Below are 11,905 nucleotides of genomic sequence, written 5' to 3'. Positions count from 1 at the left end.
GTCCGTTCACCAAGCGTTTGAAATCAGCGCAAGCCAAAATAGTTTCAGGCCCGCGCATACCATTTGCGGGGTCCAGGGGGATCATCCCCCTGGCGGGGCGTGGGGCAGCGCCCCACTCTCTTCACCAAGCAAAAGCCGCCCAGGCCGAAGCCAGGGCAGTCGCGCACCACCACTCCAACAGGAGAACGATCAGGCCTGGGGGCTCGCCTCGCCGCCCACGCAGACGGTGTTCTTCCCGGAATACTTGGCGTCGTAGAGGGCCATGTCCACCCGGCGGATCAGCTCCTGGCTGGTCTCCCCGGGGATGTGCTGGGCCACGCCCATGCTCACGGTCAGCTTGCGGCCGATGCCGAAGTCGTGCGTGGCCACGGCCTGGCTGAGCTTGCGCGAGCAGGAGAGCGCGCCCTCCAGGTCGGTCTGGGGCATGACGATCATGAACTCCTCCCCGCCGTAGCGGCAGAGCACGTCCGTCACCCGCAACCAGGAGCCCACCTTGCGGGCCAGCTCCACCAGCACCCTGTCCCCGGCCTGATGGCCGTAGGTGTCGTTGACGCTCTTGAAGTCGTCGATGTCGAGCATCACCAGGCACAGCTCCCCGCCGTAGCGGAACACCCGCTCCGTCTCCCTGCCCAGCTCGGCCTCGAAGGCCTGGCGGTTGCCCACACCGGTGAGGAAATCCCGCCCGGCAAGATGGAAGAAGCGCTCCCGCTCGGATTCGATCCGCGAAATGTCCGTGAAGGTCAGCAGGTGGCTGTCCGAGGTGTCCATGCGTACCGGGTCCAGGCGCAGCAGCAGGCGCTTGGGCAGGGTCTTGTCCGCCTGGCCGTTGGCCGCCAGCACGAACTCGCGCCCCGGATGGCGCTTGAGCCATGTGTCGAAGCTCTGGGGCAGCGAGGTCAGCCCCGCGCCGTGGCGCAGCACCTGGGTGAAGTTGGAGCGCATGTAGAAGCCCACGTCCTCCCCTTCGGAGCAGGGCCGGGGCAGAATCTGCTGGGGATCGTTGAAATAGAGCACCCGCGCGCCGTCGGTGAGCAGGTGGCAGTTGGGAACGTTGGCCAGCAGGCCGTCGGAAAGCGCCCTGCGGTAGGCGTCGTTCCTACGCTTCTCGATGTCCGTCGAGGCCCGGCCGAGGGCCTGGTGGATCTGCTCCAGCCGGTAGGGCTTCTTGACGAAGAGGTTGACGCCCAGCTCGATGGCGTCCAGGTAGCACTCCTCCGCGCCGAAGCCGGAGGCCACGATGATGAAGGGGTCGCGGCCCTCGCCGCGCAGGGTGCGGATCATCTCCAGGCCGCTCATGCGGGGCATGCGCACGTCGGTGATGACCACATCCGGGTTGTGCGCCCGGAAGGCCTCGAGCCCGGCCTCGCCGCAATCGGCCTGGATGACCTTGGAGCAGCACGGTTCAAGGGCCATGCAAAGCCCCGTCCTGCACGAGGACTCGTCTTCCACCACAAGGACGCTCAGCTGGGTTGAGGGCTGCTGGCTCATGACACCCGTCTGCTCCGCGCCGCGCACGCCGGGACCGCCCCGCCGTGGCCGACAACATAATTCTAGTTACATACTATAGAGGAGCATAGCCCTGTCAACAGGACTTGGGCATGACCGAGGCCGCGGAAGGGAATTATTGCGCGCGCAGTTCCAAATCAGGCGTTGCTGTATCGAATTTCTTGAAAAAAGCGGTTCCAAGTCGGCCGAAGAACTCCTCCAGACGGGATTGCTCTTTTTTGGGGCCGCGGATGACGGCGGGGTGTTTGTCCGTGATGGAGGCGAGCTTCTTGAGCTCCTCGAAGGCGTCCTCCTGGGTGCCCAGCTTGTCCACCAGCCCGAGCGAGAGCCCGGCCGCGCCGGTGACGGCCTTGCCCTGGAGCGCGTTGAGCGCGTCCGGGGTCAGCTGGCGGGCCTGGGCCACGTCCCCCACGAAGATGTCGTGCAGGTCGCTCACGAGGCCCTGGAGGTAAGCGCGGTCCTCATCGGTGAGGGCGCGGAAGGGTGAGCCGGCGTCCTTGAGCTTGCCGGAGGTGAAGCTCTGATAGGTGAAGCCCAGCTTCTCCGACACGCCCTGCAGGTTGGGGAAGCGGCTGAGCACGCCGATGGAGCCGGTGATGGAGCCAGGCAGCGCGTAGATGACCTTGGCCGGGCAGGCCGCGTAGTACCCGCCGCTGGCCGCCACCGAGCCGATGGAGACCACCACGGGCTTCTTCGCCGCCAGCTTCTTCACGGCGTAGTACAGCTCCTGGGAGGGGCCGTAGGCGCCGCCGCCGGAGTTCACCCGCAGGAGCACCCCGCGCACGGACGAATCCTCGCGCAGCTTGCGCAGGAAGCGCACCAGGCGCGTCGAGTCGTCGATGGTGCCTTCCAGGTTGGCCACGCCCAGCTTCTCGGAGGAACCGGAGAACAGGGCGCCGCCCTCCCCCTCTTCATTCTGGGAGTAGGCAGAAAAAAGAGCCATGGCCCCCGCGGTGAGGGCCATGGCTGCGAAAAGAACCCCGAAAACGAACAGAACCGGGTGGCGCCGCCTGAATCCGGGGGTTTCATTCATAAGCTTACTGCTGAGCGTCCTCTTCCTGCTTCTGGCGGATCAGGTCGCCCAGGCCGACGCCGACCTCGGGGCCGGAGGAGCGGTATTCCTTGGCCTTGCGCTTGTCCTCGTCCTCCTTGAGGGACTTGATGGACAGGCCCAGGCGGCGCTCGTCGGCGCTGACGTGGATCACGCGGGCTTCGATGACGTCGCCTTCCTTGTACAGCTCGGCAGGGGTCTTGACCTTCTTGCGGCTGATTTCGGAGACGTGCACCAGGCCCTCGATGCCTTCCTCGACCTCGACGAACAGGCCGAAGTCCGTGATGTTGGTCACGGTGCCCTTCACCAGGGCGCCCACCGGGTAACGCGCGGGCACGTCGTGCCAGGGGTCGTCGGCGAGCTGCTTGATGCCCAGGGTGAACTTCTCGTTCTGCTTGTCCACGGTGAGCACCTTGGCGCGCACCACGTCGCCCACTTTGTACATCTCGCCGGGGTGGCGGACCTTCTTGGTCCAGGAGATGTCGGAGACGTGGATGAGGCCGTCGATGCCGTCCTCGATGCCGATGAAGATGCCGAACTCCGTGATGTTCTTGACGGTGCCTTCCAGCACGGCGCCCTCGGGGTAGCGCTCGGCCACCAGATCCCACGGGTTGGGCTTAACCTGCTTCATGCCCAGGCTGATGCGCTTCTTGTCCGGGTCGACGCCGAGGACGACAACCTCGACCTCGTCGCCCAGGTGCACCATCTGGGAGGGGTGACGCAGCTTGCGGGTCCAGCTCATCTCGGAGATGTGCACCAGGCCCTCGACGCCGGGCTCCAGCTCGACGAACGCGCCGTAGTCCACCAGGTTGGTGACCTTGCCGGAGAGGCGCAGGTCCACCGGGTACTTGTCGGCGATGTTCTGCCAGGGGTCCGGGGTGAGCTGCTTCATGCCCAGGGAGACTTTCTGCTTGTCCTTGTCGAAGGAGAGAACCTTCAGTTCAAGCTCGTCGCCCAGGCCGACCATCTCCTTGGGATGCTTCACGCGCTTCCAGGACATGTCGGTGATGTGCATCAGGCCGTCGAGGCCGCCGAGGTCGACGAAGACGCCGTACTCGGTGATGTTCTTCACGCGGCCCTTGACCACCTGACCCTCTTCCAGGGTGGTGAGCAGGTCGCGGCGAAGGGACTCGCGGCGCTCCTCCAGCAGAACCCTGCGGGAGACGATGACGTTGGAGCGGCGGCGGTTGATCTTGAGGACGCGGAACTCGAACTCCTTGCCGACCAGGGCGTCCATGTCGGGCACGGGGCGCAGGTCGACGTGGGAACCGGGCAGGAAGGCTTCCACGCCGCCCAGGTCGACGGTGTAGCCGCCCTTGATGCGGCGCTGGATGCGCCCGGAGATGATGTCGTCCTTGTCTTGGAGGTCTTCCAGCTTGTCGAAGAGCTGCATCCGCTTGGCGCGGTCGCGCGAAAGGTGGATCGTGCCTTCGGACTCGTTCTTGCCCACGACGTAGACGTCGATCTCTTCGCCGACGCCAACGGTGACGTTGCCTTCGGCATCGGTGAACTCGGCCACTGGGATCTGGCCTTCGGACTTGAAGTTGACGTCGACGAGGATGTGTTCCTTGCCCACGCGGACCACCACGCCTTTGGTGATGATGCCTTCCTCGAGATCCCCGAAATCTTCATTCAGGTAATCTTCGAGCGCGGACTCGAAATTCATTTCCATGTCTTGTGGGGTAGAAGTTTTCGAATGTTCGGTGTTGTCCATGACCTGGTTGACCTCCAACAGGATATTCCCTCGCAAAAGGATTAAACCCCCTACCCGAAAAGTCCAGGGCTGACAACCGCTCTTTCGGGGCTTATTCCTCGTCTCCCTCCGAATCCGGGATTTTTTGCACAAGCACCTTGTCCACCCGCCTGCCGTCCATGTCCACCACCTCGAAACGATAGCCTTTGTACACGAACCAGTCCGTCTCGGAGGGAATGGCCCCCAGTTCCCTGAGCACCAGCCCGGCCAGGGTGTGGGGCGGATGTTCGGGCCTGTCCAGGCCCAGCAGGTCGTAGACCTCCACCGCCGGGGTCATGGCGTCCACCAGCCAGGAGCCGTCCTGCCGCTGCACGATGCGCGGCTCGTCCCCCTGCCTGCCGAGCGACCCCTCGCCCACCACGGCCCCCAGCACGTCCGTGAAGGTGACGAGGCCCTGGATGTCGCCGAACTCGTCCACGACCACGGCCATGTTCTGCCCGGCCTGGCGCAACTGCTCCAGCAGGTTGAAGGTGGTGGAGTTCTCGGGCACGTGCGGCGGCGAGACCAAAAGCCCCGCGATGGATTCGGGTTTGGAGAGCGCGCCGGTTGCCAGCAGGTCCTTGGCTTCGGCCACGCCCAGCAGGTTCTCCAGGCCGCCGCGCGTCACTGGGAAGCGGTTGAAAGGGGTGCGGGCGATGGTCCCGGGGATGGCCTCGGGGTCGTCCAGGTCGAGCTGGGCTATCCTGGAGCGGTGCGTCATGAGCGTGCCCACGGGCCTGTCGCCCAGGCGCATCACGCGCTCCAGCATGTCGCGCTCCACCTCCTCCAGCACGCCGGCCACGGCGGCCTGGCGCACCAGGAGCTTGATCTCCTCCTCGCTGACCTGGCTGCCCTGCCCCACCTTGGCCCCCATCAGGCGCAGCACCAGGCGCGTGGCCGCCGAGAGCGCCGCCGCCGCGGGGCGGGCGATGCGCAGCAGCACCCGCATGGGCCGGGCCAGGGCGCAGGCCACGGCCTCGGGGTGGGCGATGGCCAGGCGCTTGGGCACAAGCTCCCCCAGCACCAGGGTCAGGACGGTGATGCCCGCCACCACCAGCCCGAAGCCCAGAGTCTTGGCGTAGGGCGCGAGCATGGGCACGGTTTCGAGGGCCTCGGTGGCGTGGTGGGCCAGGGAGGCTTCGCCATAAGCTCCGGAGAGAATGGTCAGCAGGGTGATGGCGATCTGGAGGGTGGCCAGGAAGCCTTCGGGGTTGTCGGCCAGGTCCAGGGCGGCGCGCGCCCCCTTGTCGCCACGGTCGGCGCGGCGGATGAGCAGCGCCCGGCGCGAGGTGACGACCGCCATCTCGGCGGCCACGAAGAAGCCGTTCAACACGATGAGCAGGGCCACCGCGCAGGACTGCAGAAGGGACTGGGTCATCCTGTCAGCATAGCGCCCCGGAGGCGCGAGGACAATGGGAACGTGAGCCCCGCCTGGCGCTAGACCTCGTCCACCTGGCTGAAGGTCAGCTTGCGCATGAGGGTGCGGTGCACGCTGCAGGCCCTGGCGGCGCGCAGCAGGCGGTCGCGCTGGGCCTGGTCCAGGTTCCCCTTGAGTTCGATGGCGTAGCGGAAATCCGCCACGGCCTGGTCCTCGCGGTCCAGGCGCACGGTCACGCGCACGGACTCCAGGGGAATGTCGTGCTTCTTGGCGTACATGCGCACGGTGATGCCGACGCAGTTGCCCAGCGCGGCCTCCAGCAGGGAGTGCGGGCTGAAGCCGTCGCCGGCCCCGCCGTACTGCTGACCGGCGTCGGAGAGGGCCTCGCGCTCGCCGTCGCTGAAGCGCATCTGGAAGTCGTTGGCCTGGCTGTCGCTGGTTATCATGGCGGTCTCCTGGTCGCGTTGGTTGGACGGCCTCACGCCCGGGACGCGAAGCCGGATGGGTGTCCAGAGGGCCGAAGGCCCTTTGGCGGGAGAGTGCAGCGAGGGCGGAGCCCTTTCTGCCCGCCGGAGGCCCCGGACCAAGAGATGCCTCCGGCGGCCAAAGGGAGTTCCTCCCTTTGGAATCCCATTTAATTATCTGACATTGCTGTCAATACGGCGTGGCGGCAGGGCGTTCAGCGCGAGCGCCCGTAGAGCTTGGCCATGGCCGCGAGCCGGGCGGCCAGGTCGTCCGTGAAGGCCTCGCGCCTGCAACGCCAGCACCAGTTGCCCTTGGCCAGCGAGGGGGTGTTCATGCGCGCGCCCTCGTCCAGGGTCAGCACGTCCTGCATGGGGGCCACGGCCAGCCGGGCCACGCTCATGTAGGCCGCGCGCAGCATGGCCCAGGCCACGTCCCACTCGCCGACCTCGCGCCCCAGGTAGCTCTGCAGGCTGGCGCGGCCCTCCGGCCCGGCGTCCTGGCGGTACCAGCCCAGGGTGGTGTTGTTGTCGTGGGTGCCGGTGTAGGCCACGGCGTTCTCCACGTGGTTGTGGGGCGCGTCGCAGTTCTCCCCGATGCCCGGCCCGAAGGCGAACTGGAGCACCTTCATGCCCGGGAAGCCGAAGCCGTCCCGCAGCTCGCGCACGTCCGGGGTGATGACGCCCAGATCCTCCGCGAGGATGGGCAGCGTGGGGAAGTGCCCCAGCAGGGCCTTGAAGAACTCCATGCCGGGGGCGGGCACCCAGGCCCCGTTCACGGCGGTCTTCTCCGCGGCGGGGATCTCCCAGTAGCCGGCGAAGCCCCGGAAGTGGTCCAGGCGCACGAAATCGTACAGGGCGAAGTTGTGGGCCAGCCGCCTGATCCACCAGGCGAAGTTCTCCTTCTGGTGGGCGTCCCAGTCGTAGACGGGGTTGCCCCAGCGCTGGCCGGTCTCGCTGAAGTAGTCCGGGGGCACGCCCGCCACGAACAGGGGCTCGCGGTCCGGCCCGAGCTTGAAGAGCTTCTGGTTGGCCCAGACGTCCGCGCTGTCCTGCGTGACGTAGATGGGCGCGTCCCCGATGAGCAGGATGCCGCGCCTGGCCAGGTGCGCCCGCAGCCGCTCCCACTGGCCGTAGAACAGGAACTGGGCGTGGGCCTCGCGCAGGATCTGCGGGGCCAGGGCCTCGCGCCGCTCGAGCAGGGCTTCGGGGTCGCGGCCGCGCAGAGGCGCGGGCCAGCGCGTCCAGGAGATGCCGCCCAGGGATGCCTTCACCGCCTTGAACAGGCAGTAGTCCTCCAGCCAGTGGGCGTGGCGGGCCTTGAAGCGCAGGAAATCCTTGTCGGACTCCAGGCCGGGGGCTGCGTTCTGGAAGGCCAGGTCCAGCAGGCGCTGCTTGAAGGCCTGGGCAGCGGGGTACACGGCGAAGTCCGGGCAGTGCTCGGGCATCTCCCCGATGTCGGCCCAGCCGATGCGCCCCTCCTCGGCCAGGATCTCGGGGCTTATGAGCAGCGGGTTGCCCGCGAAGGCCGAGTCGCTGGAATAGGGCGAATCCCCGATGAAGCTGGAGGTGGGCGTCAGCGGCAGTATCTGCCAGCAGCACTGCCCGGCGCGCTCCAGGAAGTCGGCGAAGGCGTAGGCCCCCGGCCCCATGTCGCCAACGCCGTAGGGCGAAGGCAGGCTGGTGATGTGCAGAAGGATTCCCGCGCCGCGCTTGTGCATGACTCCCCTCCCCTCAGTCCGTGATGGCGGCCAGCCCGGCCGCCGCGTCGGCCACGCGGCCCTTGAGCCCGGCCATGAGCGTGACGCAGTTGCGCAGCACCGTCGTGCGCGCCCGCTCGGACTTGTCCTTGCGGGCCATGGCCTCCGCCACCGCCCGATCGGCCAGGGCCATCTGGCGCTCAAGGCACTCTTCTGCGCGCCGGGGCGTGATTTTGCCGGCGGCCGCCAGGTAGACCAGGGCCGGGGCGAAGGGCAGGTCCACCTTGCCGTTGCCCTTCACCGAGCCCAGCAGTTCCGAAAGCCCGGGCAGCGGCGGGAAGTTGCCCGAAGCCAGGCCCCAGAAGGGCAGGAAGAGCGAGTCGTCCCGGATGGTCTCCTGCCGGGCGGCCAGGGCGGCCGCCGCGTCGGGGTCGACGATTTTGCCGTCGCGCCAGAGGATGGGCGCGTCATCGGAGGTGTCGCAGCCCGTGCGCTGGCCCAGGGCGCGCAGCGGCACGTTCTGGAGCATCTCCGGGAAGAGCGGGTCCAGCGGGTAGACGCGGCAGGCCAGGGGGCGGCGCTCGTAGAGGGAGCACTCGCCCCGCGGGTCCAGCGCGGCGCAGCGCGCGGCACCGGCCTCGCGCTCGCCCAGGGCGCAGGCCCCCACGGTGATGAAGGTGGCCACACGCTCCCCCGTGGCCTTGAGCTTGCCCACGCGGAAGACCATGTCCCGGCTGGGATCCTGGGCGAGCTTGTCCTTGCGGAAGGCCAGGGCCGTGAGCAGCTCCTCGTGGCTCAGGGGCGTGGCCGGGCGGTTCTTGGAGAAGTCGTCCAGGTTCCAGGTCTCCACGGAGAAGACCAGGGCCAGCAGGAAGCTGTCGTCGTAGTCCAGGGCCTCGGCGATGCCCAGCGGGATGCTGGAGCGGCAGCAGGTGGAGCAGCGGGTGCAGCCGAAATGCAGTTCGTTCATGGGGTCGGTGAATCCTTGAATCTGAAATGTATACTGTCTGGTTGCGGGGACGGGCCGGGGAAGCCCTCCGGCGGCCAAAGGACGAAGTCCCGCTTCGCCCTTTGGAATCCCACGTCACTTCAGGCCGTTTCGGACAGTGGAGGCGGCCCTGGCCGCACTCCGGCGTTCCGGGCCCGGCCTTAGGGCGCGGGCTTGAAGAACATGATCGACAGCGGCGGCAGGGTCAGCTCCAGGCTGAAGGGCCTACCGTGCGCCTTGAAGGCATGGGCCTCCACGGCCCCGGCGTTGCCCATGCCCGAGCCGTGGTACCAGTCCGCGTCGGAGTTGAGCATCTCGCGCCAGAGCCCGCCCGAAGGCACGCCCACGATGTAGCCCTCGCGCGGCACCGGGGTGAGGTTCAGGCATACCAGCACCACGTCCGAGGGGTCGCGCGCCAGGCGCAGGAAGGTGAGCACGCTGGCCTCGGCGTCGTGGAAATCCACCCACTGGAAGCCCTTGTGCTCGAAGTCCAGCTCGTGCAGGGCGGGTTCGGCCTTATACAGGGCGTTGAGGTCCTTGATCCAGCGGCGCACGCCTTCGTGGCCGGGGTGCTGGAGCAGGCCCCAGTCCACCTCGCCGTCGTGGCTCCACTCGGCCCACTGGGCCACGTCCGCGCCCTGGAAGAGCAGCTTCTTGCCCGGGTGCGCCCACATGTAGCCCAGCAGCAGGCGCAGGCCCGCCAGCTTCTGCCAGTGGTCGCCCGGCATCTTGTTCAGGAGCGACCCTTTGCCGTGCACCACCTCGTCGTGGGAGAGGGGCAGCACGAAATTCTCGTTGAAGGCGTACCATATGGAGAAGGAGAGCTGGCCCTGGTGGTATTTGCGGAACACCGGGTCCTTGGCGAAGTAGTCCAGGGTGTCGTGCATCCAGCCCATGTTCCACTTCATGCCGAAGCCCAGGCCGCCCAGGTAGGGCGGGCGCGAGACCATGGGCCAGTCCGTGGACTCCTCGGCCACGGTCTGTATGCCGGGGTAGCTGGTGTAGGCCGCCTCGTTCAGGGAGCGCATGAAGGCGATGGCCTCCAGGTTCTCCTTGCCGCCGAAGACGTTGGGCACCCACTCGCCCTCCTGGCGGGAGTAGTCCAGGTAGAGCATGGAGGCCACGGCGTCCACGCGCAGGCCGTCGGCGTGGTAGCGGTCCAGCCAGAACAGGCCCGAGGAGAGCAGGAAGGCCCGCACCTCGTTGCGCCCGTAGTTGAAGATGGAGCTCTTCCAATCCGGGTGGTAGCCCTGCTTGGGGTCCTCGTGCTCGTAGAGGGAGGTGCCGTCGAAGCGGGAGAGGCCGTGGCCGTCCGTGGGGAAGTGCGAAGGAACCCAGTCCAGCAGAACGCCGATCCCGGCGGCGTGCAGGGCGTCCACCAGGTGCATGAAGTCCTGCGGGGTGCCGTAGCGGCTGGAGGGGGCGAAATAGCCCAGGGTCTGGTAGCCCCAGGAGCCGAAATAGGGGTGCTCCATCACGGGCAGGAACTCCACGTGGGTGAAGCCCATCTCCGTGAGGTAGCCGGGCAGGTCCGCCGCCAGCTCCCGGTAGGAGTAGGAGTGCCAGGTGTCCGGGTGGCGCTTCCAGGAGCCGATGTGCATCTCGTAGACGCTCATGGGCGCGGAAAAGCCGTTGCGCTCCTCCCTGTTGGCCATCCAGGCGGCGTCTTTCCAGCGGTAGTCGTCCAGCTTCCAGACCACCGAGGCGGACTTGGGGGCCACCTCCCAGGCCAGGGCGAAGGGGTCGCCCTTCTCCAGCTTCTGGCCCCCGTTGTTCGAGGTGATGTGGTATTTGTAGACCGCGCCCTGCCCCACACCGGGCACGAAGCCCTCCCAGATGCCGGAGCTGTCCAGGCGGGGGCTGAGCGGATGGCTGCGCGTGTTCCAGCCGTTGAAGTCCCCCATGACGGAGACCTTGCGGGCGTTGGGAGCCCACACGGCGAAGAGCGTGCCCTCCTGCCCGTCCACGCAGAGCGGGTGCGAGCCCAGCTTGTCGTAGAGCCTGAAGTGGCTGCCTTCCTTGAAAAGGTAGATGTCGTGGTCGGTGAGCAGGCTCACGCCGTGGGTAACGTTTGCGGCCATTCCGTCTCCTGGATGCGTCTGGGTATCTTTGCGCAGGATAGGCCAATTGACCGGCCAGGGAAAGAGGGCTTTAGCCCTCGCGCTGCCGCGTTGCCGGCAGCCCTCCGCGCAGCGGAGCCCGGAGCAGGGCGGCTTCGCCGCCCGTCAGCGGCTCTCGAAACCCCGAAGACGGGGTTTGTCATCAATCAGCGGGCTTTAGTCCTGGGCCCAGGCGGGCACGTAGCGCCGGGCCGAGCGCAGGGCCCGGTCCAGAACCGCCGCCCCCGGCAGCAGCCCCTCCAGGAAGCGCCAGTACTCCTGAGAGTGGTTGAGGTGCACGGTGTGGGCCAGCTCGTGCACCAGCACGTAACCCGCCAGCTCACGCGGCAGGAACAGCAGCCGCGCGTTGAGGGAAATGCCGCCCTTGGCCGTGCAGCTGCCCCAGCGCGAGCGCTGCAGGCGCACGCTCACCGGGCCGCAGGGCAGCCCGAGCCGCGAGGACTCATCACCCAGCCAGGCTGGCAGGGCCTGGGCGGCCTTGCGCTTGAGCCACGTCCTCAGGCCGCGCGCCACCAGCTCCCGCTCGGCGATGGCCCCGGCCACGCTCACGCCGCCGGGCCCGTCCCCGGCCACGCGCACCGTTTTGCCCGGCCCGGTGCGGTAGCGTACGGGCAGGCTCTCGCCCAGGGCGCGCAGCTCGATGGAGGCCGGGGGCGGCTCCTGCCTGGGGGCGTCCAGCCCCAGCCCGCGCAGCCGCTCCAGGTGGCCGAGCACCCAGTCCGCCCGGCGGGCCACGATGGTGGGCACCTCCGCCGGGTCGAAGCCCTTGGGCACCACAACTGTCAGCCCCGTTCCCGGAGCCACCACCAGCCGCACGTTGCGGGCCCTGCCCGAAACCCTGAGCCTGTACTCCGGGGTGATTCGTTCTGATTTCGTCACGCCCCGATTATGCCCCCGTGAAGTGCTTGCTGTCAAAAACCGTATGTCGTATTGCACCCGTCCATGACGTTTTTGTAAATCTGTTCTGGA

9 protein-coding genes are annotated in these 11,905 nt (G+C 67.6%); all 9 read right to left on the bottom strand.

The genetic code is table 11. The annotated features are described in order from the left end of the window. Window positions 1-189: 189 nt before the first annotated feature. Window positions 190-1,488, bottom strand: coding sequence for a diguanylate cyclase (locus MLE27_RS09610; protein WP_243311849.1), 1,299 nt, complete (start codon window positions 1,486-1,488; stop codon window positions 190-192). Between the two features lie 133 nt (window positions 1,489-1,621). Next, complete coding sequence (gene sppA / locus MLE27_RS09605) at window positions 1,622-2,449, bottom strand: signal peptide peptidase SppA (protein ID WP_243311848.1); 828 nt, start codon at window positions 2,447-2,449, stop codon at window positions 1,622-1,624. Between the two features lie 94 nt (window positions 2,450-2,543). Then, window positions 2,544-4,271 carry a 30S ribosomal protein S1 gene (locus tag MLE27_RS09600; RefSeq protein WP_243311847.1) on the bottom strand — a complete coding sequence of 576 codons (1,728 nt, stop codon included), beginning with the start codon at window positions 4,269-4,271 and terminating at the stop codon, window positions 2,544-2,546. A gap of 91 nt (window positions 4,272-4,362) precedes the next feature. Next, window positions 4,363-5,667, bottom strand: a complete 1,305-nt coding sequence (locus tag MLE27_RS09595) for a hemolysin family protein (RefSeq protein ID WP_243311846.1) — start codon at window positions 5,665-5,667, stop codon at window positions 4,363-4,365. A 59-nt stretch (window positions 5,668-5,726) separates the two neighbouring features. After that, window positions 5,727-6,113 carry an OsmC family protein gene (locus MLE27_RS09590; protein WP_243311845.1) on the bottom strand — a complete coding sequence of 129 codons (387 nt, stop codon included), beginning with the start codon at window positions 6,111-6,113 and terminating at the stop codon, window positions 5,727-5,729. A gap of 233 nt (window positions 6,114-6,346) precedes the next feature. After that, on the bottom strand, window positions 6,347-7,849 hold the full coding sequence (malQ, locus tag MLE27_RS09585; protein ID WP_243311844.1) for a 4-alpha-glucanotransferase: 1,503 nt from the start codon (window positions 7,847-7,849) through the stop codon (window positions 6,347-6,349). A 13-nt stretch (window positions 7,850-7,862) separates the two neighbouring features. After that, on the bottom strand, window positions 7,863-8,798 hold the full coding sequence (locus MLE27_RS09580; protein ID WP_243311843.1) for a YkgJ family cysteine cluster protein: 936 nt from the start codon (window positions 8,796-8,798) through the stop codon (window positions 7,863-7,865). Between the two features lie 179 nt (window positions 8,799-8,977). Then, the gene (gene glgB / locus MLE27_RS09575; RefSeq protein WP_243311842.1) at window positions 8,978-10,897 is read right to left on the bottom strand and encodes a 1,4-alpha-glucan branching protein GlgB; all 1,920 of its coding nucleotides are present in this window, start codon (window positions 10,895-10,897) and stop codon (window positions 8,978-8,980) included. Window positions 10,898-11,092: 195 nt separating this feature from the next. Next, the gene (locus MLE27_RS09570; RefSeq protein ID WP_243311841.1) at window positions 11,093-11,815 is read right to left on the bottom strand and encodes a M48 family metallopeptidase; all 723 of its coding nucleotides are present in this window, start codon (window positions 11,813-11,815) and stop codon (window positions 11,093-11,095) included. Window positions 11,816-11,905: the final 90 nt, after the last annotated feature.

Source organism: Fundidesulfovibrio agrisoli (assembly GCF_022808715.1).
Taxonomy (GTDB): domain Bacteria; phylum Desulfobacterota; class Desulfovibrionia; order Desulfovibrionales; family Desulfovibrionaceae; genus Fundidesulfovibrio; species Fundidesulfovibrio agrisoli.
This window is presented reverse-complemented; position numbering and strand designations above follow the sequence as displayed.

Bases quoted from the DNA above. Each gene is read 5' to 3' on its own strand.
- MLE27_RS09610 (WP_243311849.1), bottom strand. From the start codon at position 1,488: ATGAGCCAGCAGCCCTCAACCCAGCTGAGCGTCCTTGTGGTGGAAGAC.
- sppA (WP_243311848.1), bottom strand. From the start codon at position 2,449: ATGGCTCTTTTTTCTGCCTACTCCCAGAATGAAGAGGGGGAGGGCGGC.
- MLE27_RS09600 (WP_243311847.1), bottom strand. From the start codon at position 4,271: ATGGACAACACCGAACATTCGAAAACTTCTACCCCACAAGACATGGAA.
- MLE27_RS09595 (WP_243311846.1), bottom strand. From the start codon at position 5,667: ATGACCCAGTCCCTTCTGCAGTCCTGCGCGGTGGCCCTGCTCATCGTG.
- MLE27_RS09590 (WP_243311845.1), bottom strand. From the start codon at position 6,113: ATGATAACCAGCGACAGCCAGGCCAACGACTTCCAGATGCGCTTCAGC.
- malQ (WP_243311844.1), bottom strand. From the start codon at position 7,849: ATGCACAAGCGCGGCGCGGGAATCCTTCTGCACATCACCAGCCTGCCT.
- MLE27_RS09580 (WP_243311843.1), bottom strand. From the start codon at position 8,798: ATGAACGAACTGCATTTCGGCTGCACCCGCTGCTCCACCTGCTGCCGC.
- glgB (WP_243311842.1), bottom strand. From the start codon at position 10,897: ATGGCCGCAAACGTTACCCACGGCGTGAGCCTGCTCACCGACCACGAC.